Genomic DNA, 23,730 nt, shown 5'->3' on the forward strand with positions numbered 1-23,730 from the left:
ATCAATCCGCGTGGGGGTTGAACGGGCCGCGCATGCTCTGCAACCAGCGACTGCGCCTGGTGACCGGGCCGCGATTGCCCCGCTGCGATTCCAGACCATCAACGCGCTTGGCACGCTTGATCCAGTAGTCGGCCTTCTGAGATTGCTTTTCGGAAAGGCCCGACGCACCAGTCAGGTCCTCGGCCATATCATCCGCAAGCACATAGGTTGCAGCTTTGGCGAAGGTCGCCGGCCATGCCTGCACGTTGTCGATGGTCGCGACCGATATGTAGCGGATGGCAAGCGGTGCCTTGGCATCCGAAAGGATCGACTTCCCCTCGACCTCCCCGTCATAGTAGAATTCCCGGCCGTCGATGATGCGCGACGGCAGCAGCCGGACGCAATCGGCAGGCAGCGCGAATGTCCGTTCATAGCCCCATGCCGGGGCAGGCCCCGCGTTCAGCAGAGCGCGCTCAATGCCGAAGTTCCACGGGTGGTCTGCCAGCAATGCCCGGATCGAAAGCGACCAGAACGCGCGCGCGCAGATCGCCAACTTGTTTTCACCCTGAATGTCCGTAATCCGCTGGCTTGACCCCAGCAGGGCCGCAGCCGCGTTGACGATTCCCGTTTTGGTCAGCTGCCCGGACATTCCTGTGCTTTCGAAAGAGGCGGCGCGCCGGGTGTTTCTCCAATCCCTGTCCGTCGAAACTATTCCCTGCCGGGGCCCGACACGCCGCAGTTGAAGGCGGCCCAAAGGCCGCCCCCGGAGAGTTCTCGTCAGCGCTTGCTGGCGAACACAGCCACAACGATCGATCCCGCCGCCGGCAACGCCGCGGACGGGAAGAACTTGATGCGCTCGGGATTGGTCAGCGGGTCCGCCGCCAGCTGCGCCACTGGAATGGTGAACACCTTGGTCACCCCGGCGGCAGGCCCTGCCTGGGCAATGCCATACTTGGTCGGAGCGGCATCGGTGCCGATCGTGAAGTTGATTGCCGAAAGGTCCACGCTCGATGCCATGCGCGCTTCGAACACGGATACGCCCTCGCGCACATCGGCGGCGATGATGTTATTCGCCGCGCCCCCGCCATCGGTCGCCAGATTGACGACATTGCGGAAACGACGAACGCCGGCATCGACGACGATGCCGGACGGACGGTGAAGCGGATCGGTGCCGCTGTAAGCAGAGCCGTAGATATCGGCCATGTCGGGTACTCCCAAAGTGCGGAGCGGGCCTCACGCACCGCGCCCGCGATTGCGGATGGGCGGAGGCCAAAGCCCCCGCCCGCATGCGTCACTGCGTTTCGATGATGAAGCAGAGGTCTTCGTCGGTACGGACAGCCGCCGAACGGGCCGAGCCCCAGTACTGCCAGGCGAAATCCTTATCGTCGCGCTGGGTGATCTTGCCCATAAATTCGACCCACTTGCCGCGGTGCATGCCGCTCGGGAAGATCATGGGCAGACGGCGAGTTGCGCCGCCATTGGTGAAGAAGTTCGACCAGCTTTTCGGCAGGCTTTCCGCGTCCGCCGTGAACGGAAGGAAGCGGAAGCCCATGAACGGCTTGATTTCCGCGCCGACCAGCGGAGTGGTGCCGCTGTAGCGGGAATTCTTGTATTCCTCGACCTTGAGCAGCGCCGACTCGTCCTCAGGCTGAAGCAGGACGATCGGCGGTTCCTTCGAGAACGGCGCATGACGCTTGCGCGCCAGCTCACGCGCAGCGATCAGCTTGTTCAGCACAAGCCCGGCGCCACCGTGCGGAATGATGTTCGCGGCCTTGAAAGGCACCACGTCGTCGCCGCCTTCACCCTCATAGCCGTTGCCGAAGAAGCCGGTGAAGAACATGTCGTCGTGATAGGTGCGCCCCGCGTCAGCAACTTCCTTGACCAGCGGCGATCCGAGATCGACCATGGTTTCCTGGAAGTCTTCGAGATCGGCCAGCGGCGCCACGGTGTTGAGGCGGCCCGGCTTGATCCAGCGCGTGGTGCTGCTGATATCGGTGTTGTTGGTATCGCCGTTGCGCGAGCCCTTGTCCTGCATCTTGAGCCGACCGAAACGGTTGGTGATGCGCGACTTGGAGTTACCGGTGTAATCGTCACTCGTTCCAGCAAGCATCCCGTAGATGCCCGGTTCTTCACGCAGGGTCGCGGTGACGTTGTTGCTGAACGAAGTATTGCGGTGCTGTTCCGCGAAATTATCGGACACTTTTTCCTCCATGTCCAAAACAAACGGGTGTCGGTTGCTTCGGACGGGGAGGCGCGACCTAGATCGCGGGCCGGCCTGCCGGATATCGTACCGGGTAGACGGAGCGGCTTTTGCTCAATGCATCCGGGGCCTGACAACAGGGAAGTCCGGAATGAGAAAGCGGGCGAGAACCGAAGTCCCCGCCCGCTCATTCCCAGCGAGGTACGCCCCGCTGATTTCTCCTAATTGGATAAATCTGTCAACCCTTTGACGCGGCGACCTGCAAATCCTTCCAGCGCTTGCTTTCCATCGTCCCGGACTGCTTGGCTTTCGCCATAAAGTCGCGGTCGCCCATGAGCCGGTCGATTTCCTTCTGAGCCGCAGGACCGACCAATGTACCCGTCGCAAGATCGACAGCGCCGCCATCGACCTTTTCGAGTTCGCCAGTTTTCGCGGCGACCCAGCGCAGGAAATCCCACGTCTGACCGGCTCCCCAAGCGCTTTCCAGGCCTTGCATCACCTTGTCGGCGTCGAACCCGTCCAGCCCTTCAACCTGGTTCAACATGGACGCAATCGCCGTATTTGCGCGCTGGTACGCCGCAGGGCCGAGATTGATTTCGCGCGTGGTCAGTTCGTCACGGTTCCCCTGCGTCATCCGCGATGCGGCATCGCCTTCGTAAGCGTTGCTCCAGTCCGCCAATTCCTTGGCCTGCCAAGGCAAAAGTCCCAGCTGGTGAGCCTTCTGCTTGAACGCGTCGGAGCGTTCGGCGCTCGATCCTTCAGGAACGGCAACCTCGTAGTTTTCCCACTTCTCCGGGCGCGCCTTGCCGATGAAGTCTTCACGCGCCTTGGCATCATCAGCCGCAGGCAGCGGTACGCGGCCACGCGCCCAGGCCATCGTCTCGATATGGCCGCGCGCCAGATCATCCACGGACTTGTAGCGCGAAAGCGTCTCGTTGGCGCGCAAGCCTTCATCGCCCAGCGACCCCATCCATTCTGGCGCGCTCGGCGTCGGTGCGGGGGCCTGAGGGGCTGCGGGCGTAGGTTCAGGCGTCAGGGTCGTCATGGGTGGTAGCCTCCCTTATGAGTTGAGCAAGTCGGTCGAGGGTTTGCGCATCGAGGCGCGCGAAGAGGTGCAGCACAATGGCGCGCCGCCCCTCCCGAAAGTTGAGTTCTTCGGCGCTGGCGCCAGGGCGAACCTTGCCCATGCCCGCCGCAAGGCCGAGGTCCTGCAAAACGATTGCCGCCTCTGGCGTCAGCTGACCGTCGCGCAGGAACACCTTGCGATAGGCGCGAATGGTTTTGGCACGGAGCAACAACGCGGTCGCCGCCCGTGAACGGCCTGCCATCGATCGGCGGTGGGCCGCTACCGCCTGGACTTCGCGATCAAGCGACACTGCCGGCCGCCATCGAAACATTCTTCACGGTGTCGCTGACGGCAGGCAGCGCGGCCAGCAATGCCTGCTGCTGTGCTTCCTGCTGTTTCTGCGCGTCGAAAGCCTGCTTGTCTTCGTCGGTTGCGCGCATCGATGCCGGAACACCAGCATTCTTGCCCAACACGTCCAGAACGCGCGCCATCGGGTACTCACGGCGGAAATCGTCCACCACGGTCTTGTCGAACTGCGCCAGCAATCCAACCTGCTGCGCAAGCGACAGAAATGCCGTCGTGTCCTGAGCCTGCATCATGCGCGTCAGCTCATTGTCGTAGACCCAACTGAACTCGCCCTCGGCCTCGAAGTATTCCAGCACCTCGCCCGGCGCGTCGTTGAACTCGCCCATTTCAGCCATAAGCGCCAATTCCCGCACCGTCATGGGCGCCAGCCATTCGGATTCTTGCCGCGCCAACGGCGCAAGCAAGACACCCTTTTCGGCCCGCTCCTCTTCGGTGCGGGTGGCCGTGATATGGGTTTTCTGCTCGCGCGCGATTTGCAGAAGGTCGCGCCCATAACCCTTGTCGATAATCGCGCGGGCCTCCTGCGACAGCAGTTGGCCTTCCGTGGAGTCGGACGCATCGAAAAACGTTTTGAGCTTGGGATTGCCCCGCTCGTCGAGGCCGCCATAGGTTACGCCCAAGGCCTTGAGTTCGAGGATCGCTCCGTCAAGTTCATCGTCGCCGGCAAGTAGCGGTGGGAGCATCTTCAATTCCGCACTGAACACACGGTTATGCGTGATTTCCTGCAACAGCCGAATCTGCGGCAAGATCCGCATGGTAGGGCTGAACCCCCAGCTATTGCGCAAACCGCGCGTGAAGGTTGAAAAGATCCTCGGCTTGGAATGATAGCCGCCGCGCAGGAATACCTGATGATCCCCGCCGCAGAGGTAATAGGCGGATGACCACGGCTTGCCGTGATGGTCGATACGCTCAGGATCGAACTCAAGGTTCGGTTCGATCACATGGATGAACTCGAATTCCTGCGTCTTCCGCTTATCGTCCCCGATGGCCTTCACCACAGGTTCAGGGGTATCGCGGCCCCACTTGCCAAGCGCCTGCTCGGCGGTCAGCGCAAACTTGCGGTGCATGCGGAAGGGATTGCCGGATGCATCCCACTCCACGAACTGCTCGCCCACGAACTCGCTCTCGTAGGACAGGCCCAGCCTTCTGCCGCTGACCGGGCTATAGCGAATGTCGATCCACATGGATTGCGCGGCGAAGGCGTAGAGGCTCATGGCGCTTTCATGCACCGCACCCACGAATCCGCTCTCCGGATCATGGCGCAGGGCAAACAGGCGCATTTCTTTCTGCTCTACCCATTGCTGGACCCGAACCGATTTCATCAGATCGGCATCCAAAGCCAGCTTCTGCCAGCGCTGCCCGCGCGGCATGACGAAGCCCTCGAACAGCGAGACACCATCCTCCATCGCCTGCGCGGCATAAGGTTCGTGCATCTGCGCGTCCTTCCGGCCGCCCATGGCGTACCAACCCGCCATCGCGCCGCCGTAGAACTGGTTCATTTCAGGGTAGACCAGGCGGGCGATTTCGCTCCACAGAGGGTCATAGTTGGAGCGCAGCATCTCCATGCGCGCCTGATTGGCCTTTACGCCCTCAGCAGTAATCATCCGCCCGGCCCCTAATCGTCAGTCGTCGTCGTCGCCGCCGTCAGCGGCAGCTGCGGCGGAGGTTTCGGTTTCCGGTTGATGGAATGCGAGATGGCCCGCAGGAATGCGGGCATTGGCGCCGCCGCCGATTGCGATCGGGTTGACAAAATTCACGACCGAGACCGGATCGCCATCGGCCCCGAGAAGCCATGCCTTCGTGACCTCCGACCGCTTCGCGCCGATGGGGAACACGATGGGCTGTTCCAGCGATATGGTGCGGCGCGAATGATCGAGCTTGAACGCGCCCGCCTGGAATTCGAGGTCATCCAGATCGGCCAGCGTCATATCGTCGCTGCCGGTAAAGGCGATGCGGTGGAAGGGCCCGACCGCCATGCCGACGATTGCCAGCTTGCGAACCGTGCTGGGTACGGCCTGGGCTACTGTGCCGGCCTCGGCATCGCGCAGCTTGGCCTCCATCGCGCTGAACCGCTCATCGTATTCAACCCGCAGCGCATCGATATCGGACGCGGTGAAGATCGTGACCCCCTGCTCTGCGGCCAGTTCCTTGATGCTCTGTTCCCGCGCCAGCAGTGCGCGCGCAGCCTGCTCCACGTCGATCGCCTTGAGCATCCCGGTCCGATTGGCCGCCGCAATTTCCGCCTCCCGCAGCGCTGCCAGTTCGGCGTCATCCAGCGTTGGGAAGGCCGCAACGATGTCATCGATCGTCGATTTGATTAGTTTCGCAATTTTCTCGGTCATCCGATGTTCCCTTCGTGTCCACGCCCGGCGATCAGCCGCCCAGCGAAGTCTTCTTGCCGCCCGAAACCTCAGCCCCGAGGGAGCCCGTGCGCTTGTTCGCCAGCGACCCGCGCCGCGCCGCGACGGCATCCATGACCACGGTGTTGGACCGGTCGATCGCCTGCGGCTGCGCCACCGGCGCCGTGACCTTCGGCTTGTCCAAGAGCCCCGCCATCGCCGCGACCGGCGAAATCAACATCTTCCCCACTGCACCCATGCTCAGCCTCCTGCTGGTCGGCGCGGCGCAAAGGCGCTGCTGCCATAATTGACTTTCGCACCCCCACTGGAGCGCCGCTTGGCAGGTTTGGATTTAGTCTGGCCGTCGTCATCGACAGCACCCACGCGCGTCAGGCCGAGGTTGAGGTACTGGCCCGCGTCATGGACGTGCGAAAAGTCGTTCTTGAGGGGCTTATCGGTCCAGCGCCCGCCACCCTCAGACAGCTGCACACGCACGATCACGTAGCCGTTGTTGAAACCCCGCCGCGTGATCTTGCAGGACGGTGACAGCTGGAACGCAGGCTGGCCGCCGATCATCTGCTTGAGAGGATCGCGCACGGCCTTCAATCGTTCAGGCAACCTGTTCTCGTGCACCATCGGCGCAGGCTTGAGCTTCCACCGATTGGCTGCCCGTCCCACCTCCTTCTTGAACGCGGTCCAGAAGAGCGTAACCCAGCTGTGCTTGTCTTCAGCCCCATACCACGCCGCAGGATCACCCCAGGCACCCGCGAAATCGCAATTTCCGAAATGCTCTTTCCAGAATTTGCCGCACAGTTCGCCAAAGGACTCCGCGTCCATCTGTTCGAGCGTGTGCTCTTTGCCGGGTGCGAATACGACGACTTCCGCCAGCCACCGGATACGGCCCATATCGTCACGCTGACCGAACAGCGCCGCCGGCGTCGAGCCGCCATCCACAGCCATGCCCACCGGGACACCAGCAAGCGGCTTCAACGGGTCTTTCGCCGTATGGATTTCGTCGTTGAACTCTTCATAAACGGGCTGGCCGTTGCGGACCGCGCCGAAATCGTTGTGAACGAAGCGCCGGATCCAGTTGGTGGTCTTACCCACCATCAAGCGCTCGTAATAACCCTCCGGCAGGTTCATCAGGTTTTCGGCCGCAGGATCGAGGCCGCCGGGCTGACGGTGGAAGGCGATCCGGAAATTCGGCCCAAGCTTCTCCCGAAGCGCCGTCTCAACCTCAGGCGGCAGGCCCATGTTCTTGTTGACGAGCAGGTCGTAGGTGTAATTGTCCACGTCCGGCGCGTTCATGTCCGCGAACATGCCGTACCATGCACAGCCGCCCTTTGCCGGGGGCGGATAGCGACCCAGACGCGGCAATCCGAATTCGAGAATGCTGGGGTCTTGCGTGTCGATTTCGTTCGGCCACAGCCATGTCAGCTGCATACCCTTGAAAATCTGCTCCGCTTTTTCGCGATCTTCGCAGGCCCGGAATAGCACGTTGATGTTCAGCTTCGCGATGCCGGGAATATCCAGCACCACCGTGTGCTCCAGACGGTCTCCCTTCCAGTTGTCCCGCGTCTTCGGGAACCAAGCAAACCAGTCCTTCATCACGGTATCTTCAAGCTGCCCGTAAGTCGGGCGCGTGATGCAACCGCGCGAATACTTCACCCCATCCGGGGCCGCATTCTGCCACAGACCTGCCATGATAATGGCCTGAAACGTCGTCGTCGTCTTGGCAGAGCCGAATGGCCCCATGATCGTCTTCATGTACGACTGATCGTGCACGAAACCATGGGCCACCGGCCCAACGGGAACCATGGTCAACGCCTGGGCTTCGCCAGTGCGCTCCAGTTCGTCGATAGCGCCGAAGTCAATCATCCTCGCCGCCCTGGTCATCGTCCTCGAACGATGCAGGAGCGGAAATCAGCCTGCCGTCGTCCAGGCGAATACCCGCGGCCTCGATAGCCTCCACGCCTAGCTTTTCAGTCGCATCGCGCAGCTGGTCATGCGTAAAGCCAGCAGGCGCGTTCAGGCCCGGGATGAAGATCACCGCGTCAGCCTTGCCATTGAAATCAACGGCGATCGGCTGCTTGCCGTGAATGTACGGCAGCACGTCGAGAATGGCCGACTTGCGGAATTCCATGGCATCGCGCCCGGTAACGCGCTTGCCCTTCTGCTCCCCGCCTTGGGCAAGGATCATCTGCTCATAAAGCACGTCCACGGGCGTATTCATGATCTCGCCCAGCGCGACCAGCGGGTCGCCGTACTGCGCGATGAACCACTTCGCGATTTTCTCGTTGCGCTTGTTCCGGGCGCCGCGCGGGCGTCCCCGGCCTTGCTGAGCACGCAGTTGGCGCAGCGCGTCAGGCGGGAGCCGTCCGGCATCGTCGCGCAGCAGGTCCAGCTGCGTTGCGTCGGGAAAGAACTGGTTCCCGGCCTCGCTCTCGCCGGCCTCCTGCATCACCTGCATCATCGCAGACGGCTTGCTTGACATCAGCCCAGTGCCCCGCCTAGCGTTGCCGTCCCGCCAAGATCGAAACATGGGCGCGCGCCCTTGCGCCCCCTGACCCCCTCGATTCCAGACTTGGCGCTCGAACCAGAGCCACAGACCGCATTTGCGCGCCGAACGGGCACTGCCACCCCGGACCCCGGATTGCCCGCGCGAAGCTTTCGCGCCCCGGCCAAGGCCGCGCCTATGCGTCCAGAGGGCGAAGGGGCCGAACGGCCGGGTTTTTTGAAAACCGAGGTCTGGTCTACGCGACCCCCATCGGGGATTCGCGCGTCGATCGAAAGGGGGGCCACCCCCCCGGCTCGCCGCGCCGACGACGGCACCGGGCGGGCCGCGCCGCGCTGATCGGTGGCCCCGGTCTGAAAACTGGCGATTAGACGACAGGCACCCTCAAACGCGCGGAAATCTGCCGATCCGCAATCGCGGTGCGACGGCGACGGTGCGACGACAGCGAGGCGTGAGGCGCTAAGTGCTTGATTTTGCAGGATCGAAGCGGGGAGGCTCGAAGCACTCCCCGCCTGGACGACAACGGCAGTACGCCTGCCAAGATCGCCGCCGCGCCGCCCGACCGTGGCTCCCCAGCCCGGCCCGATTTTCCCCAGCCCAGCGAACTCGCGCCCCCGGAACACCCATTGGACCGCATATCCGGTCCCTAGAATATTCGAGTGAGGCACGACCGCTTCGAGCATGGTCGAAATCCTTATCCGATTGGACTAAATCAGCGCAACCCCCCGCCTGCTACGTTCCGATTGTTCTGCGATAGAACAGAGAACAGAACGCCAAAAACCGCAGAAAACCTTACCTTTTTAGACCTGTTCTGAATGTTCTAGGTAAGCGGTTGTGCGCAGATGCGCGCCTATCTGCGCATCTGCGCAAATCCAGTTGGTCAGTACGGAACAAATGGAACATGCCTCAAAAATGGCTGATTTCCGCCAGTTCTAGGCCATGCATCGACAGAACACGCCGGAACATATGGAACGCCCCCGGACCCGCCTTGCACCCCGACCCTCGGCCTAATCTCTGTTTGCACAAGATGGGTCCGGGTAAGCGGTGAGGGAGGGATGCGAAGGTGCACCGATTGGAGCGGAGAGCCGCAGGAAAGCTGGGGTCCGGGGAAATGAGCCCGGACGCACCGCGCGCCTTTCGGCGCGCTGTCCGGGCATCTCGGATGCCCTATTGACAAGTTGGTTTTTTATCCAATATGACTAAATAGCAGGCAGCAAGGTAGCTGTCGGAAACGGCAAAGGAGGCCGACACATGGTAGACCGTTCTAAGACCGCTCAAGCACTCGCAAAGGCCATCGCCTACAAGCAGTGCGGCAAGCAGGCCGAGGCAGAAGCATGGGCTCGCACGCTGGTCGAGCTGCTCGAATGCGCCAACATCCTCCGTCGGGAGGCTTGAACCATGACCCCGGATCAGATCGACGCCGCCCGCCGCATGCAGATCGTCCACAAGAGCCGCCGCGTCACCGCGAAGGACAGCAGCGCCATTGCCTACGTCTACGAGCAGGCGGACGGCTCGCCCTGCGCAGCCGTATTCCATGGCCGCTCGCTCAAGCCTTCATGGCGGTACCGCTTCCGTAATGCCGATGAGCGTACCCGCCGCGTCATGGCGTTCTTCAAGGCTTGCGCAGAGCACGCCGAACGGCAGGCAAAGCGCAAAGCTGATCGCAAAGCGGCGGGTCGGGGCCTCAGCGTGGGCGACGTGCTCAGCACATGCTGGGGCTACGAACAGACGAATCGCGAATGGTTCGAAGTCACCGCCCTGATCGGCCAGACCATGGTTGAGGTCCGCGAGATCGCCCGCGAGGTCGAGGAAACCAGCTGGCAGCAGGGGAAGACAGTGCCAGTCGTCGGCAAGTACGTGGGCGAGCCGCTGCGCCGCCGAGCAGCTGACGGACGCGTGCGGATCGATGACGTTCGCCTTGCCACGCTCGAAACGCCTTTGGCCCGGATCGGCAGCAAGGCCGTCTACGCCGCCCAGCACTTCACCGCCTACCACTGACGTCACCGGAGAGCGTCCGGCCCTCGGGTCCGGGCGCTTCCCGTGCCGCCAAGTCCGGCAGCACTCCACGGCAAAGGAGGCCGACCAATGCACCACACCAAGACCTATCGCAGCACCCGCAGGCGCTGGAACAGCATGACCGACCAGATGAGCGACGCCGACCTGATCCGCGCCCACATGACGGCAACCGATGCGCTCGACGTTGCATGCACCCCGACCAACCAAGCGCGCTTCGACGCCATCGAGGCAGAAATCGACCATAGGGATTGCTGGCTGTGAAGAACCGCGAACCGGACGTCATCAACGTCAATATCTGGTGGACCGCATGGGTCGGGACGCGCCGCAATGGCTACGCCATCGGATACGTCCAGCACGCCAACCGCCAACTCGCGATGCAGGCCGCTCGAGCGAAGTACCCCGGCGAGCGCATCGACTTCGTGACGGAAGGATGACCTGCGCCATGCAACCCACAGGCCGGGAGAACTGGCACCTCTGACGGCACCGGAGAGCGCGCGGGCATCCCCCGTCCGCGCGCTTCCCGTGCCGCCCTAGGGCGCATGACCACGGCAAAGGAGGCCGACCCATGTGCAACCTGATCCTCAGCGTCGAGAACGGACGCCAGCATTACCAAGTTGATGGCCTGACCGTCTCGCAAGACGTTTTCGAAGCCTACCGCCTGCGCGGCCACCCCTGCCGCATCAACTGCGGGACCGAAGACCGCCTGCGCCTGGCGCTCGCCGCCGCCGCACCGAAGCGCGCCGACGCGGGCCGCGTGATCGTCCCCCAGGACGACGCCAGCGCGCTCGATCTGTTCCGCTTTGGCAATGAAGGAAAGCTACTGTGACAACCAGCTATTCCTACCAGTTGTCAGGCCGCAAGGGTCTGCCCTATGCTGCTGAGCTGCGTCGCGAAGATCCCGGCAAGCCCCACGCGGGCGACCTGCTTGCGCCCGGCTCGATCGTCCGGACAAGTTATGGCACCGGCCCTTACTTGGTCGATCGCATCACGCCCACCATGGTCTATGATGACTATCGTGTGTGGAACCTCACCGGTTTCAGCAGTCAGGACGATGGCTCATTCCTGCGGGACGAACATCGCCGCATCTGGATCAACGAACTGGTCGCGGATTGGAGCGATGGTGAAGCGATCATCCGCAAACTGTTCGTAGCCAATTCCGACGTTGTACTTGTGGAACAGGCTATCGGCTTCCTTTCCGACCGCCGGGGTCAGGGGCTTCTGCTATGAACGGTCGAACAGCCTTTGGAAGCCAGCCCGCTCCGCTGCGGCATCAACCGCTCGAACTAGCAGCCTCAAGGCGACCAGCAGGACACCCATCGTCAGGCCGCCCTGCCACCCTCCAGAAAGCGCAAGCAATGACAGCAGCACAACGCCTATCGCATACTCATGCGGTTCCGGCAGCGCGACCAGGACAAGAACGATCCAGCCCAGCACAACCAGCCCTGGCACGAAGCCAAGCGCAACGATCCAGGGCGGCAGGCCAACGAGTGACGCAACGATCATGTAGGGCACCCCGAGCAGCCCTCCCCACACAAGCCAATCCGTTGCCCTTCGCCTGCCCAATAGCGGCTCCCTTGTCGAAACCGGTCAAAAGTGGCATATCCGCACTCGCGCGGCAAATTCCGCGCAAGGGATTGGTCTCCCTGTTCTAGTGGCGCTCCCCGCGCCGTGCCTTGCATGGGCGCGGTTTTCTATGGTCGGGCGTGTTCGAGCCCTTTGGGCGCCGTTCCACTAGACGGTAAGACCAATCGAGCACGTCCGGCCACCAAGGGTGTCGGTTTTGCCGACACCCCTTTGCGGATTGGTCTCCGCAAGGCCGGGCTCTTCTAGTGGAGCCTGATTATGAACGATCTACATTCCTTCGACTTCGACAACACCCCCGTCCGCGCAATGTTGGTCGGCCAAACTCCATGGTTTGCGGCAAACGATCTCTGCGCTGTGCTCGATATTCGCAACTCCCGCGACGCAATCAGCAAGTTGGACGAAGACGAGAAGGGCGTTCATGTATTCGACACTCCGGGAGGCTCGCAGACGTTGAACATGGTCAACGAAAGCGGCATGTTCTCCCTCGTTTTCAAGTCCCGTAAGCCCGAAGCAAAGCGCTTCCGCCGCTGGGTAACTGGTGAAGTCCTTCCCGCACTGCGCCGCAACGGCCATTACGCCCTGCCCATCGCCAACGATGAACCCACAGTCGAAGAATTCGATAGTGCGCGCCTGTCCGCATCGATCGCCACGGTCCGCGAGGCCCGCCGGCTTTTCGGCCCCCAATCCGCACGAGTAATCTGGACACGTCTTGGCCTACCGGCGCCGCTGGCCCTTTCTGCACCCAACGTGCCTGTCGATCCTATGGCGCGCGAAATTGAAACCTACTTGCGAACGGTTGAGGCCACGACAATCGACGAAGCTGGGCTAGCGCTTGGCCTCGGCGCGATCGACGCGGGAATGCGTTTGCGAATAGGCGCGCTCTTGCGTCTGTTCGGATGGCTGCCCCGTAAGGTTCGCCGCGGGCACCAGACCGTGAATCTGTTCGCACCTTCCATCGTGGAGGCATGACTATGCATCCCGACAGCGAAGTGCGCCAGCTGCGCGCCACAGCCGCCCTCGATGCTCTGCAATTCCTGTTTGAGAGCCTGCCGATGGGCACGGACATTCCCAGCGAACACGTTGCCGCGCTCCTGCATGTCACCGGCGCCGCCGTGCGCGAGACGGTGCGCCGCCCGATGATCGTCACCGGCATCAACGATACCGATTAACCCGGGTTCGGGCGAGCGGCGCAACCGGCGCGCCGCCCGCCGCCCTATAAGTGAAACAGGGCGGAAAACCGCGCTCTTGCATCGGCGGGTCGCGACTGACATATGCGCCCCCGCACTGCGGGTCGCGGTGCCGGGAATGGAAGCCCGAAATCTACAGCCACGTGCCCTATGGTCGGGCGCGTCGGGAGGCTTACGCCTGCCGTTGCTGTAGCGGTCTTCCAACCCGTCACGCCCGGCCACCAGCCATCAGGGCCGGGGCCGTATGCAGCGGAATGATGAGGAAAATGGCCGATTTACGGTTGGCGCAGGCTGAACCCCGCCCACCTGATACCGAGTTGGAACAGCTGCGCGCGATTGCTGCTCTCGAAGCCCTACACGCCCTTTTCGAGAGCCTTCCCCCCGGTACAGAGATAGCATCCGAACACGTTGCGGCCCTGCTCGACGTGACCTCTTCGGCCCTCCGCTCCGCCTTCACCCCCCGCAAGGCTCCGGAATAGCACCCTAAATCAGCTGTAACTGCGCCCCCGCGACGGCAGGCGGGCGGCGAAAATGAAACCGCGTCGGCTCCGCTGGCTCGGAACCTGCCCGCGCGTCGAAACGATACCACGCGCAATCGTCCGGTGGATCATACTTCGACCCGGCAAACCATTTCAGCCTGCCCACACTGACGATATCCGTACAGATCGGCCCCAGCGCTGCCGCCTGCTGGGTATGCTTCCAGCTGGCATCAAACAGCATCCACGTCGGCAGGATCGCGGCCAGATGCCGGATCAGCGCATGAAGCATAGGCCGGTTCCATGGCGGGTTCGTCACGAAACAGGTTGCCGCCCCAACGTCTCCCGCGCCCAGCTGCAAGGCATTGCCCCGCGCGATGGGCCAGCGATTGCGCAGGCAGTCCCCTTGGGGCTCCAACTCCATCGCCCAATCGCAGACCAGGCCAAGCGCATCGAGCAGATTCACCAGATCGCCAGATCCCGCGCAGGGCTCGGCGTAGACCGTTCCCGGCGGCAGGAACGCGGCAAGCGCCTGCACCGCGCGCGGATCAATCGTAGGGTAGAAATCGTTGCGTTTGCGGGCCTTCTGAGTGCCCATCGCTTGCCCGAGGATACTCATCCTTCGTCCCCTCGGAATGCCGACAATGGCACCAAAAGCGCATTGTCGGGCTTGCGTGTGTTGAAACGAACCTTCTTGCCGCCAATGGCGCCGTCGATCTTCTTGAGCGACTGGAGCCAGCCACCGCCCGCCCATTCGGTGCGCTCGAAGATCCGCATCAACGCCTCGTTGGTCGCATAGGCCACGGCCAGATAACCGCTCTGCCAGCCTTCATCATCGAGCAAGGCGTCCTCGATGCCGAACGCCCCCTTGCCCTTGTCCACGTAGGACACGACGCGCAGGCCGGACGCGGCAAGGCGCTTGCGGGCAGCTTCATCCACCCCCACAAAACCGGGGTCAGTCGCGAACTGGCCCGCCTCCACCTTCGTTTTCATGGCACGCTCCAGCCATGCGCCGACCGGCTCGGCCGATTGACCATGCGCGCCCGGTAGCGGATAACTGGAAAGGTACTGCACCACTCGCTCGGTGTCGGTGCGGGCCTCGGAACGGCCCATCGTGAGCAACGGCAAGATCGACGTTACCGCATCCTGCACCCGCACCATGCCCGGTTCGTCGGAAGGGATAATATCGTCGGGCGCATAGTCGTAGAGCAGCAAATCCGCGCACGCGAGCAGCGTGCCGTAGGTATCTTGCCATCGCCCGGTAAAGCGGTGCGCCCCGATCGCGCGGCGATACGCCTTATAGGTCCGCTCGAACCGGGGCGCTTGCTCGACCATGCGCCGATGCAACCGGCGACCGACGGTGCGCCACTTGCCCAATTCCAGCTCCAGTTCGGGCACGTCCTCGGCCAGTGGCCGCATTTCCAGCAAGGCGATACGGTTCCGGTCTTCGCCGCGAAACGGAGCGTGCAACACCGACGAAAGCAGGAACGCGCTCTGCGCCGTAAACTCGACGCCCTTGTGATCCTGCGACCCGCGCAAGATGCGGTCGCCGCTGGAACCCTTTTTCATCAGGTTCATGACGTTTTGCAGCTTTTCCGGGTTATCGTGCGCCTCGGCCTCATCGATGGAGACGGCCAGCGTATCGTTGCCCAGGATTTGCCGAATTGCTGCCTCGCTGGCGTCGGCGGTGGACAGGCACCATTCGTCCAGCAGGGCACGGATGCGCTTTTGCAGGGACGATTTGCCCGATGCGGTCGGACTGACAAGCCAGATATGGGAGCGCCATTCCAGCCACCCGCAGATATAGCCCTGTGCGATCCAGCCCAGCATGAGCAGCGGCGCAGCTGAGGATATCCAATTCCAGCTGCCGAGCATTTCCAGCAGTTCCTGCGCCTCGGCGCGCGTCGCCGCGTCGCTGGCGGGCGGTGGCAGACTGTCCGACGCAGGGAAGAACACTTCCTTGCCCGCGATCTTGACCATACCTGCAGGGTGCCGCTCGACCTTGCCGTCTGCGCTGGAAATGAGCACCGAGCGGCCAAGGTGCAGTATCAGCTTGCTTTCATCCACTTTCGGACGATGCGCACCACGGCCCAGCACCTTGCCCTGCGGGTTGAAAATCCTCCTCGCGGAGCAGTCCTCGACCAAGGCCAACTGCGCCTTTGACTGGTTGAAATCCTCAACCGGATCGCCGTCGCGCCAGCCCTTTGGCTTCGCTGGATAATACTCGATCAGGTAGTCTTTCCCGAACCACAGCGCGAGTTCGCCCTTGCTGCAACTGCGCGGCGGCTCCATCACGATTTGCTGATGCCGGTCGAGAAAGATCAGCTGTTTCCCTAGGATTCCCAGCGGGACCACAGGGCACGGCTGCGGAAGCAAAGGCGGCTTCCCGCTCACCTCGTCCATCAGGTCCGCACCGAAAAAGTCAGGCGCGGGCTCGGCTGCGGCATTCCGCATTTCTTCGAGCCGCGATTGATTGCCCCCGGCCATGTTCTACCGTCTTCCTTGGATTGTGTTCACGCTGCGCGGTGCAAGCGGCAAATAGTGTTCGCAGCCTTTCGAGCCCGGAACGCCGCACTTACGGCAAGCCTCCAGCGACGGCGCCTGCATCGTCGGCGCCGCCCGTCGAGGCGCAGCGCGTTGCCGATCCCGGTATGCAGCGGCTAGGCGTTTGCGGTCGGCCTCGTTCAGATCGGGGATCATCGCGCCTTCCCCAACAGCCAGTCATTCCAGTCCTTGTATTGTTGCAGGGGGTGGCGGGATTTGATGATGCGGCGCGACTCCTGTTCGCGCGCCTGGCGCTGCTGTTTTCGAATGGCATCCTCCAACGCGGCGATGGGCTTGGGGTTCGTGTCGTTCTGAGCAAGGATCGTGAAATCGCCCGCCTGTGCCGGCAGGATGATTTGACCGAGGTTCCCCAGCGTGCCGCCCGCGATCACGCGCGCGTCAGGGTTCGCCATCGCGTAGGAAAGACCGTCCTCGATCCCTTCCGCCGCCTCAACGGGCGTATGGCCCCGAATACCGGATAGCGGGCAACGTTGGCTTCCCTTCCACAAGGGAAGGTGTGCCCCCCAATAGGTCGGCCCCCATATCTTCTTGCTGACCTTGGTGAGTTTGCCCTCGATCAGCATGTCCGGGATTTTCACCCAGCCCACGCCCGCGCGGAATTCAAGGAACGTCAGGTGGACGCCCTTGATCTGGTTGTCGGCGCCGACAAAGCATGTCGCCATCGCGGGCAGCTTCCGCCCGCTTTCCTTATGCGACACCGCATGATGAAACCGGATCGATCCCGGCGGGCGTTTCAACGGGCTATCCGCCCCAAACAAGATCCCGCGCCCGGCAAGGTACATCACCGGCGGGCTGCTCGGGGTCAGGGGCGCAGCGCTATGCCACAGGGCCTCGGCATTCCGCCGTTTGCGCTCGTCCTGACTGGCCTTTTGCAGTTCCTGCCGCTCGCGCGACTTCTTCGCGGCCAGCTGCATGCGCTCCAGGGCGCGCGGGTCCATGCTGTCGAGATTGAGGTACTTCTTGGCCTCTTCGATCCCGCGCTTCATGTCGCCGCCGCCGATGGTCAGCTGCAACAGCTTGAGCATATCGCCCTTGCCGTTCATGTCGCTATCGCTGGTGGCATAGTCTGCCCACGTGCCCCGCTTGGCGCCGCGCGTCTGAATTTTCAGGGAATCGCCCGGCTCTCCGTACACGGAGCCCACGCACAGGAAACCACCAGCCATCACCGCGTTCGGAAAGATCATCCGCCCCAGCGCTTCCGCATGGGGCCGCAGCATGTCGGCAATTTCCCCGGCAGACGGACCGGAGAATTCGCGTGTCGCGCTCATATCGCAACCTTTGCGAAACTATCGCTGGTTAACGAGAATTCATCATGTGTTTCGGGCTTCGCACGCAATATCGTATCAGCATCGGCCAGCGGCCTAGGCGGTTCGTACCAATCGGTCGCCTTGCAAACCCCCGCGAGTTCCAGCTTCACCGCCTGTTCCAGCGGTGGTCTGCGTTCGCCGCGCTCGATGCGACTCCACATGATAGTCGAGAGGCCAAAGAGCGCCGTAAGCGCCGTCTGCTTCCGTTTGGGGGTATGGCCATAGCGCCATGCCTTGACCTTTTGAGCACCGAGGTTCATCCCGTGCTTATCCAATCTGACTAATTTAAACGCAAGCCCCCGGAGGCACTTTTGGTCAAAATCATATCTGACGGCATGGCGGGGAACGTCTTACAATTCCCCACTATGGCAAGGAAATCCAAGATCGAGCGGTTTCCCAACCGCATCCGCGAACTGCGCGAGCAGGCTGGTCTATCCCTTGAACAGCTGGGCGAAAGCGCGGGCATCCACTTTTCCAACCTCGCCAAGATCGAAACCGGCGCGCGCGAGATCAAGGAACACCATCTCGACCAGCTGGCGAAAGCACTGGGCTTCCCCAAAGCCGATCTTCTCAATCCTGAGGATGGCGGCCTGACCCCGGAAGAGCGCGCACTTGTAGAGACATACCGCGATCTGCCTGCCGCCATGAAGAAGACGTTCGATTCCCTGCGCGAAAGCCATCAGGCGTACCGGGGCACGGGTGAGATCGTCCCCATGGTTGACACCGATTCGGAGCGAAAGCGCGCCTAACCGAAAATCGCGGTTAACCACCGAACCCCGCCGCCCTCCTGGGCTGCGGGGTTTTCTTTTGCCCGCGATCCACAGGGCATCGCTAGGGGGTTACAAAATCGGTCATAGTCAGATTGGATAAATAACCTCTTGCCCTGATTAGTCTGTTTGGATAAATCTGCACATCGACCCGCTTGCCAAGGAGGCGAATTCGATGTCCGCCGCTATTGTCCAATTCCCGTCTGCGCTGCCGGAGGCCCCCGCTCCGACCCGCAACGTTCACCCCTTCCCGGCCATGGGCATGCGCCCTGCCGCCATCCGTCCGATTGCCAACGCCCGCCGCGAATATTCCTTCGCGGACGTGGTGCGCCTGCTCTCGCTTTCCGGCGAACCGCGCACGCAAATCGGCTACCTTCGCGACCTCGCGAAGCAATGCGGCATGCCGCTGCCCAAGAACCCGCGCCGTTTCCGTGGCTTGCTGCAAGCAGGCGCGGACATGATCGGCTCGAAGAGCCGTTGGTGCGCCCTCGAATTCGACGCTTGGCTTGATAGCCAGCGCACGCCACCCCCCGGCGTCGGCCTTGCGCCGTCGCACGGTGCAGGCGCCGCTTCGCCCCCCGCCGCGGCGCCTGCACCCATTCGCGTTGCCATGCGCGACCGCGCGCGGCTTCTCGCCGCTGGCGCACGCTGATGCTCTGCCGTCGCGACGATCCGGCAGACGCACTGCTCGACCGCTTGAAAGGCGGGATGGTCGGGGCACTTATCGCCGCCCTGTTCTGCCTCTTCGTGGTCCCGGTAGCCGCCGAATTGATCGCGCACGGCACTGAGGCGTCAGCCCGGTAACGAGCAGCCCCATGCGGCGCTTTCTGATCTTCTACGCGATGGCCCTTGCCGCCGGCATGGGTTTTGGCGCGCTGCTGAGAGTGCTCAACCCATGACCGAAGGTTTCTCAAATCCCTCTGCCTGCGACCGTTTTTCCGGTCAGTATGATCTCACGCAGGCAGATGCGATAGGCGCGGCGGGCAATGCCCCTACTACCCCCGCCGCGCCTTCTACCTGTTCCCCAGCCCTCGGGTCGCACCAGGGCGAGCGCGCGTCGGAGGTGACTGCCAACACCTCTGGCGCGCGCCACACCTTCGGCGGCGTCCCGGTTGCCTCGATCGAAGCCGTTATGGCGGATCGGCACGCGCAGTTCGCGCACGGGCACACCGTCGAAGACGATTTGCGCCTGCGCCCCGGCCAGCTCGCACAGGCTGCGCTCGAAAAACTGCGCGGCGGCATCGACCACGCCCAGCTCGGCTATCACGAAAACGCCCGCAAGCTGCTGGTCCGCGCCTGCGCGTTCATCCTTGCCGAACTGGACGCACTCGAAGCCCGACGCGCGGAACGCGAGCAGTGACCGCGCGGCGCGCGCGCCGCCCCGGCTACCTCGAAACCTACGAGACGCCCGAGGGCGATGGCGATCTGCCCGACCTCGAATCCTACGAAACCCCGCCCGACGATGCTGCCAGCTTCGCGGACGAATTCAGCGAGTACGACGATGGCTGATGGCTCGAAGATCGAATGGACTGAGGCGACGTGGAACCCGATCACGGGCTGCTCCCTCGCCTCTCCCGGCTGCACCAACTGCTATGCGATGAAGCTGGCAGGCACGCGGTTGCAGAACCACGAGAGCCGCAAGGGCCTGACGATCGACACCAAGGCCGGGCCGGTCTGGAACGGCGAAGTTCGTTTGAACGAACAATGGCTCGACCAGCCCCTTCGCTGGAAGCGCCCTCGCATGATTTTCGTCTGCGCCCATGGCGACCTGTTCCATGAGAGCGTGCCAGACGAATGGATTGATCGCGTGTTCGCCGTCATGGCCTTGGCCACGCAGCACACTTTTCAGGTCCTGACCAAACGCGCAGATCGCATGCGCGCCTATGTGAACAAGCGCGGCAGAAGCTATATCGGCGATCTGTCACGCGGCATCGACGCGGTGGGTCCACTTGCTCGCAAGCGCGCCGACACTTTCGGTCGTGACACCCCGAAGTGGCCGCTTCCGAATGTCTGGCTTGGCGTCTCCGTCGAAGATCAGGTTCGCGCAGACGAGCGAATTGATGACCTTCTGTCAACGCGCGCGGCGAAGCGCTGGCTTTCCTGCGAACCGTTGCTTGGCCCGCTCGACCTGTCCCGATGGACGGCAGCAACAGCGAATTGCTTTACTTGCAACTACCACACCAACGATCCCCGCGCGCTTCGGGGATGCAAAGGCTACTGCCAAGATCCGACCGGCAAAAGCTGCGATGCCCTGCCGTGCCCTAAATGCGGCCACTTCCACTACTGGACTGGCGGCGCCGCCCGGTTGGATTGGGTTGTCGTCGGCGGTGAGAATGGCCCTCGGCCGATGCACCCCGATTGGGCTCGCGCAATTCGCGACCAGTGCAACCAGGCGCGCGTACCGTTCTTTTTCAAGCAATGGGGTTCTTGGGCTCCACTTGGAAAAGCACTGCCGGCGCAGCCTGGATCGCCGGGTATGACAGCTTGGCCCGACGGAACGGTCAGGTTCGGCCATGACGTCGATCCGTCGGTTGGTGCTGGTATCTCCATGTTTCGCGGCACCAAGTCGATTACCGGTCGCATGCTTGATGGTCGCACATGGGACGAAGTTCCAGCATGAGCCATTGGGCCTTCGTCCCCGTCAACGAAGCCGCGAAGACCGGAGGCCCCTTCACCCTCCGCGCCGATGACGGCTCGCCCCACGCTGGCCGCTGGGACTGCACCATGGGCCGCTTCGCCTACGGACCCGGCCTGCCGATCGGCAAAACCATCACCCACTACCTTGCCCGCCTGCCGGGCAAGGCTCCCCCAGCATAGGAGACGCCTCAAATGGCCGAGACTACCGACGACCGCCTGCGCCTGCTCATCGAGCGAGTGGAGCGCCTGGAAGAAGAGAAGAAGGGCATCGGTGACGATATCCGCGACGTTTACAACGAGGCCAAGGCCGTTGGCTACGACGTGAAGATCATGCGCCAGATCGTCTCCATCCGGAAGATGAAGCCGGACGACCGCCGGGAAATGGACATGCTGCTCGATACCTACAAGACGGCGCTGGGGATCGACTGATGCCGGTAACTCTTGCCAAACGCGCGCAGAGCATCCGCGCCATAGACCGAGCGAAACAAGCCCTCAAGGCGGGCGACAGGATCGCATTCACCAGCTGCCCCGGCACCCCCCGAACCGCAACTTTTCAGGGGTGGGACGGCAATTGGATTTGCAGCAAGACGCGGGATGACATTGCAGCCAGTTCAATCTTCAAGCTGAACGGCAACCCCGTCTCGTTCGCTGACCCCGCTTGGGAACGATACGATGCTGACACCGGCAGGCCCTACGGGGACCATGGAACGGCGACGCAGGCGCTCGAATGGGCTTTCACCCATGAGGGCGGCGATTGGGATGCCATGGACTTCCTGAGGGCATGGCGCGACGGTTCGGCCTGGGAGGAATGGCCGGAGTTCTACGAATGGCTGATGCCATGGCCCGCAGAGCGTGCCCGTAGGCTGGGCGGCAAGCTGGCCGCGGCGGATCTGGAAGAGGTTTGCTTCTGATGCAGCCCCGCCTGTCCCCAGCGGTCGCGGAAACCTTGGCCCTGCGCTCGCAGGGCCTTTCCGTTCGCCACATCGCCCGCCTGCGCGGCGTGAAGCCAAAGACGGTTCGCACCACGCTGGAGAAGCACACTGGCGGCGTCTCGCCCTCGATCGAGACGATCGTCGCCGGCAGCGCGAAACTGGCCGCCGCCATTTCCGCCGAGAGGTCCACACCATGACCATGTATCTGGCGCCGCACTTGGCCTCCGAATTCCTCAACGAAATCACGAAGCGCGCAAACGCCGACTTCGCGCACAACAAAAACCCCCTGTTTTCGCTCGGCTACTACAAGGGAATTCGGATTGAGCCGCACAGCGTGTTCCCCACGGAACACAGCTGCACCGACTGCTCCGGGTCCGGCGAAGGCGTCGCCTCGACGTACTGTAAGCCCTGTGGCGGCGCTGGCAGAAGGCGCGTTGTCGGGATGGTCGACACCATTCTCATCACCGAACCGCTGCCTAAGAAGTTCGCGCCCTATTTCCCGCGCGGCATCGTCGCATCTCCCCCGCCTTGCAGGGGGCTCGCATGAACGAGAGCCCCGCCGGCCGCGACGGCTATATCCTCGCCAAAGGGCAGAGGATTTATCACGTCTACAAGCAGAATTTCCCGATGCAGTTCATCTACGGCCTCACGCCGGACGACAACCGGGAAACGTCCCCCAATCTGATCGACGTTCGCACGCTCCCGGAAGAATACCGCCGCCTGCCGGTCGAGGTCGATTGGCTCAAGGTTCCCCAGCGCAGCATGGGCAAGCGCCTGCGCGAGCAGTTGAGCGCCCATGCCATAGCTTTCGCCTGCGCACTTTATGATGGCTACGACCTCATGGCCCACATCGCCCGCGAGAGAGAAGTCTGTGAACAGGAATGGGCCGACTTCCGCGCGAAGCAAGACGCACTGATCGCTCAACGCGAAGCTGCTGGGACATGCCCCGACTGCGGTGACCCCGCTTGCACCGCGCCATTCGGCTGCATCCCTTTCTAACCAGATCCGCGCCGGGCGGTCCCCGGCTTCATGCAAGGAAACCTTACATGGATCATGCAATGAGCAAACCTCACGTCCAGCGTATGGCCGCCGAACACAAAGAACTGGCTGAGCGGACGCTCAAACTCAGCGCCTTCCTCAACAATCCCGTGTTCGCCGATTTGGCTGCGGAGGACAAAGACCTCCTCCACGCGCAGTACGCCGCCATGGGCGCGTATAAGACCATCCTGATGATCAGGCTCAGCCGCGCGCAGGCCGAAGAAAAGGCTGCATGATATGAACGAGAGCCCATCCCGTAACGGCTGCACGATGTGCGACGGCACCGGCTACAAGGACTACGCCGGATTCGGGATGGACCCTTGCGACCATATCCGCGCCGGGAGGAACCCGGCATCACCACAGGAGGCCGCCTTGACCAACGTCATCCATCCTGCACCCGTCGAATTCGCCCCCGACCAGCTGCAAGCCGACCCGATCCTTCGCTTCTTCCACTATGGGCATCTGCCCGAGAAGCTGCAGGGTGCATCCAAACCGTTCTGCGATCTCGCCGGACACATCGTGACGACGCTGCCGCGCAACCCGGAACGCACCGTCGCCTTGCGCAAGCTGCTCGAAGCGAAGGACGCGGCAGTCAGGGCGAACGTCCAGTGACGCGGCCCTCGATCGACGGAGCATCCTGCCCCACTTGCAAGGGGACAGGCCGCATACCCGGCTTGAAGGGCGGTCCCAATGGGGCCCCGACGCCGACGACCCACCCTTGCCGTTGCCGTCGAACCCGCAGTGGGAACCAAGGCT

Annotated in this window: 36 protein-coding genes; 21 read left to right on the forward strand and 15 right to left on the reverse strand. The window is 62.8% G+C overall.

Annotation, left to right across the window (positions count from 1 at the left end; genetic code table 11):
• Nucleotide 1: 1 nt before the first annotated feature.
• The 10 genes from OKA11_RS12250 to OKA11_RS12295 all read right to left on the reverse strand — a co-directional run bounded on the left by OKA11_RS12250 (nt 2) and on the right by OKA11_RS12295 (nt 8,423).
• Nucleotides 2–628 (reverse strand): hypothetical protein, encoded by a 627-nt coding sequence (locus OKA11_RS12250; protein WP_267220585.1) that lies wholly within the window; start codon nt 626–628, stop codon nt 2–4.
• 128 nt (nt 629–756) lie between these two features.
• The gene (locus tag OKA11_RS12255) at nt 757–1,182 is read right to left on the reverse strand and encodes a hypothetical protein (RefSeq protein WP_267220587.1); all 426 of its coding nucleotides are present in this window, start codon (nt 1,180–1,182) and stop codon (nt 757–759) included.
• Between the two features lie 88 nt (nt 1,183–1,270).
• Entirely contained in the window at nt 1,271–2,179 is a 909-nt protein-coding gene (locus tag OKA11_RS12260; protein ID WP_267220589.1) for a phage capsid protein, read from the reverse strand.
• A gap of 238 nt (nt 2,180–2,417) precedes the next feature.
• The gene (locus tag OKA11_RS12265; protein ID WP_267220591.1) at nt 2,418–3,224 is read right to left on the reverse strand and encodes a hypothetical protein; all 807 of its coding nucleotides are present in this window, start codon (nt 3,222–3,224) and stop codon (nt 2,418–2,420) included.
• Nucleotides 3,205–3,555, reverse strand: coding sequence for a Bbp19 family protein (locus OKA11_RS12270; protein WP_267220593.1), 351 nt, complete (start codon nt 3,553–3,555; stop codon nt 3,205–3,207). The genes OKA11_RS12265 and OKA11_RS12270 overlap by 20 nt, the downstream gene beginning before the upstream one ends.
• Complete coding sequence (locus OKA11_RS12275) at nt 3,545–5,215, reverse strand: portal protein (protein ID WP_267220595.1); 1,671 nt, start codon at nt 5,213–5,215, stop codon at nt 3,545–3,547. Before OKA11_RS12275 ends, OKA11_RS12270 begins: the two co-directional genes overlap by 11 nt.
• A gap of 18 nt (nt 5,216–5,233) precedes the next feature.
• On the reverse strand, nt 5,234–5,953 hold the full coding sequence (locus OKA11_RS12280; protein ID WP_267220597.1) for a hypothetical protein: 720 nt from the start codon (nt 5,951–5,953) through the stop codon (nt 5,234–5,236).
• Nucleotides 5,954–5,984: 31 nt separating this feature from the next.
• Nucleotides 5,985–6,209 carry a hypothetical protein gene (locus OKA11_RS12285; RefSeq protein ID WP_267220599.1) on the reverse strand — a complete coding sequence of 75 codons (225 nt, stop codon included), beginning with the start codon at nt 6,207–6,209 and terminating at the stop codon, nt 5,985–5,987.
• A gap of 2 nt (nt 6,210–6,211) precedes the next feature.
• Nucleotides 6,212–7,828: a hypothetical protein gene (locus tag OKA11_RS12290; protein ID WP_267220601.1), complete on the reverse strand. Its 1,617-nt coding sequence runs from the start codon at nt 7,826–7,828 to the stop codon at nt 6,212–6,214.
• Entirely contained in the window at nt 7,821–8,423 is a 603-nt protein-coding gene (locus tag OKA11_RS12295; protein WP_267220602.1) for a hypothetical protein, read from the reverse strand. The genes OKA11_RS12290 and OKA11_RS12295 overlap by 8 nt, the downstream gene beginning before the upstream one ends.
• Nucleotides 8,424–9,716: 1,293 nt before the next feature.
• Here OKA11_RS12295 and OKA11_RS12300 point away from each other — a divergent pair.
• The 6 genes from OKA11_RS12300 (at nt 9,717) to OKA11_RS12325 (ending at nt 11,708) form a co-directional block, all read left to right on the forward strand.
• Nucleotides 9,717–9,860, forward strand: coding sequence for a hypothetical protein (locus OKA11_RS12300; RefSeq protein ID WP_267220604.1), 144 nt, complete (start codon nt 9,717–9,719; stop codon nt 9,858–9,860).
• A gap of 3 nt (nt 9,861–9,863) precedes the next feature.
• Nucleotides 9,864–10,463 (forward strand): hypothetical protein, encoded by a 600-nt coding sequence (locus tag OKA11_RS12305; RefSeq protein ID WP_267220606.1) that lies wholly within the window; start codon nt 9,864–9,866, stop codon nt 10,461–10,463.
• Between the two features lie 87 nt (nt 10,464–10,550).
• Entirely contained in the window at nt 10,551–10,742 is a 192-nt protein-coding gene (locus OKA11_RS12310) for a hypothetical protein (protein WP_267220608.1), read from the forward strand.
• Entirely contained in the window at nt 10,739–10,915 is a 177-nt protein-coding gene (locus OKA11_RS12315) for a hypothetical protein (RefSeq protein ID WP_267220610.1), read from the forward strand. Before OKA11_RS12310 ends, OKA11_RS12315 begins: the two co-directional genes overlap by 4 nt.
• A 131-nt stretch (nt 10,916–11,046) precedes the next feature.
• A complete protein-coding gene (locus OKA11_RS12320; protein ID WP_267220612.1) occupies nt 11,047–11,307 on the forward strand; it encodes a hypothetical protein in 261 nt (86 codons plus the stop codon).
• Complete coding sequence (locus tag OKA11_RS12325) at nt 11,304–11,708, forward strand: hypothetical protein (RefSeq protein WP_267220614.1); 405 nt, start codon at nt 11,304–11,306, stop codon at nt 11,706–11,708. Before OKA11_RS12320 ends, OKA11_RS12325 begins: the two co-directional genes overlap by 4 nt.
• On the opposite strand, the gene OKA11_RS12330 is transcribed toward OKA11_RS12325, so the two are convergent.
• Nucleotides 11,703–11,993: a hypothetical protein gene (locus OKA11_RS12330; protein WP_267220615.1), complete on the reverse strand. Its 291-nt coding sequence runs from the start codon at nt 11,991–11,993 to the stop codon at nt 11,703–11,705. The genes OKA11_RS12325 and OKA11_RS12330 overlap by 6 nt on opposite strands.
• Nucleotides 11,994–12,323: 330 nt before the next feature.
• Between OKA11_RS12330 and OKA11_RS12335 the strand changes: the two genes are divergently transcribed.
• Nucleotides 12,324–13,034 (forward strand): BRO-N domain-containing protein, encoded by a 711-nt coding sequence (locus OKA11_RS12335; protein ID WP_267220617.1) that lies wholly within the window; start codon nt 12,324–12,326, stop codon nt 13,032–13,034.
• Nucleotides 13,031–13,234, forward strand: coding sequence for a hypothetical protein (locus OKA11_RS12340; RefSeq protein WP_267220619.1), 204 nt, complete (start codon nt 13,031–13,033; stop codon nt 13,232–13,234). The genes OKA11_RS12335 and OKA11_RS12340 overlap by 4 nt, the downstream gene beginning before the upstream one ends.
• Before the next feature lie 501 nt (nt 13,235–13,735).
• Here the strand turns inward: OKA11_RS12340 and OKA11_RS12345 are convergent.
• The 4 genes from OKA11_RS12345 to OKA11_RS12360 all read right to left on the reverse strand — a co-directional run bounded on the left by OKA11_RS12345 (nt 13,736) and on the right by OKA11_RS12360 (nt 17,860).
• A complete protein-coding gene (locus OKA11_RS12345) occupies nt 13,736–14,347 on the reverse strand; it encodes a hypothetical protein (RefSeq protein WP_267220621.1) in 612 nt (203 codons plus the stop codon).
• Nucleotides 14,344–16,215, reverse strand: a complete 1,872-nt coding sequence (locus tag OKA11_RS12350) for a hypothetical protein (protein ID WP_267220623.1) — start codon at nt 16,213–16,215, stop codon at nt 14,344–14,346. Before OKA11_RS12350 ends, OKA11_RS12345 begins: the two co-directional genes overlap by 4 nt.
• A 209-nt stretch (nt 16,216–16,424) precedes the next feature.
• The gene (locus OKA11_RS12355; RefSeq protein WP_267220625.1) at nt 16,425–17,561 is read right to left on the reverse strand and encodes a DUF7146 domain-containing protein; all 1,137 of its coding nucleotides are present in this window, start codon (nt 17,559–17,561) and stop codon (nt 16,425–16,427) included.
• Nucleotides 17,558–17,860 carry a helix-turn-helix domain-containing protein gene (locus OKA11_RS12360; RefSeq protein WP_267220627.1) on the reverse strand — a complete coding sequence of 101 codons (303 nt, stop codon included), beginning with the start codon at nt 17,858–17,860 and terminating at the stop codon, nt 17,558–17,560. Before OKA11_RS12360 ends, OKA11_RS12355 begins: the two co-directional genes overlap by 4 nt.
• Nucleotides 17,861–17,911: 51 nt before the next feature.
• Between OKA11_RS12360 and OKA11_RS12365 the strand changes: the two genes are divergently transcribed.
• The 13 genes from OKA11_RS12365 to OKA11_RS12425 all read left to right on the forward strand — a co-directional run bounded on the left by OKA11_RS12365 (nt 17,912) and on the right by OKA11_RS12425 (nt 23,586).
• Complete coding sequence (locus OKA11_RS12365; protein WP_267220629.1) at nt 17,912–18,349, forward strand: helix-turn-helix domain-containing protein; 438 nt, start codon at nt 17,912–17,914, stop codon at nt 18,347–18,349.
• A gap of 193 nt (nt 18,350–18,542) precedes the next feature.
• The gene (locus OKA11_RS12370; protein ID WP_267220631.1) at nt 18,543–19,019 is read left to right on the forward strand and encodes a hypothetical protein; all 477 of its coding nucleotides are present in this window, start codon (nt 18,543–18,545) and stop codon (nt 19,017–19,019) included.
• Nucleotides 19,020–19,262: 243 nt separating this feature from the next.
• Nucleotides 19,263–19,727: a hypothetical protein gene (locus OKA11_RS12375; RefSeq protein ID WP_267220633.1), complete on the forward strand. Its 465-nt coding sequence runs from the start codon at nt 19,263–19,265 to the stop codon at nt 19,725–19,727.
• On the forward strand, nt 19,724–19,876 hold the full coding sequence (locus OKA11_RS12380; RefSeq protein ID WP_267220635.1) for a hypothetical protein: 153 nt from the start codon (nt 19,724–19,726) through the stop codon (nt 19,874–19,876). Before OKA11_RS12375 ends, OKA11_RS12380 begins: the two co-directional genes overlap by 4 nt.
• Nucleotides 19,869–20,987, forward strand: coding sequence for a DUF5131 family protein (locus OKA11_RS12385; RefSeq protein ID WP_267220637.1), 1,119 nt, complete (start codon nt 19,869–19,871; stop codon nt 20,985–20,987). Before OKA11_RS12380 ends, OKA11_RS12385 begins: the two co-directional genes overlap by 8 nt.
• Entirely contained in the window at nt 20,984–21,184 is a 201-nt protein-coding gene (locus tag OKA11_RS12390) for a hypothetical protein (protein ID WP_267220639.1), read from the forward strand. Before OKA11_RS12385 ends, OKA11_RS12390 begins: the two co-directional genes overlap by 4 nt.
• 12 nt (nt 21,185–21,196) lie before the next feature.
• Nucleotides 21,197–21,433 (forward strand): DUF2312 domain-containing protein, encoded by a 237-nt coding sequence (locus tag OKA11_RS12395; protein WP_267220641.1) that lies wholly within the window; start codon nt 21,197–21,199, stop codon nt 21,431–21,433.
• Nucleotides 21,433–21,915: a hypothetical protein gene (locus tag OKA11_RS12400; RefSeq protein WP_267220643.1), complete on the forward strand. Its 483-nt coding sequence runs from the start codon at nt 21,433–21,435 to the stop codon at nt 21,913–21,915. The genes OKA11_RS12395 and OKA11_RS12400 overlap by 1 nt, the downstream gene beginning before the upstream one ends.
• A complete protein-coding gene (locus tag OKA11_RS12405; RefSeq protein WP_267220645.1) occupies nt 21,915–22,133 on the forward strand; it encodes a hypothetical protein in 219 nt (72 codons plus the stop codon). The genes OKA11_RS12400 and OKA11_RS12405 overlap by 1 nt, the downstream gene beginning before the upstream one ends.
• Entirely contained in the window at nt 22,130–22,483 is a 354-nt protein-coding gene (locus OKA11_RS12410) for a hypothetical protein (protein WP_267220647.1), read from the forward strand. Before OKA11_RS12405 ends, OKA11_RS12410 begins: the two co-directional genes overlap by 4 nt.
• Nucleotides 22,480–22,935 (forward strand): hypothetical protein, encoded by a 456-nt coding sequence (locus OKA11_RS12415; protein WP_267220649.1) that lies wholly within the window; start codon nt 22,480–22,482, stop codon nt 22,933–22,935. The genes OKA11_RS12410 and OKA11_RS12415 overlap by 4 nt, the downstream gene beginning before the upstream one ends.
• 59 nt (nt 22,936–22,994) lie before the next feature.
• Nucleotides 22,995–23,210: a crAss001_48 related protein gene (locus tag OKA11_RS12420; protein WP_267220651.1), complete on the forward strand. Its 216-nt coding sequence runs from the start codon at nt 22,995–22,997 to the stop codon at nt 23,208–23,210.
• A gap of 1 nt (nt 23,211) precedes the next feature.
• The gene (locus tag OKA11_RS12425; protein ID WP_267220653.1) at nt 23,212–23,586 is read left to right on the forward strand and encodes a hypothetical protein; all 375 of its coding nucleotides are present in this window, start codon (nt 23,212–23,214) and stop codon (nt 23,584–23,586) included.
• The last annotated feature ends 144 nt before the right edge of the window (nt 23,587–23,730 follow it).

Origin of the sequence: Novosphingobium clariflavum, assembly GCF_026420865.1 — a bacterium.
Taxonomy (GTDB): Bacteria; Pseudomonadota; Alphaproteobacteria; order Sphingomonadales; family Sphingomonadaceae; genus Novosphingobium; species Novosphingobium clariflavum.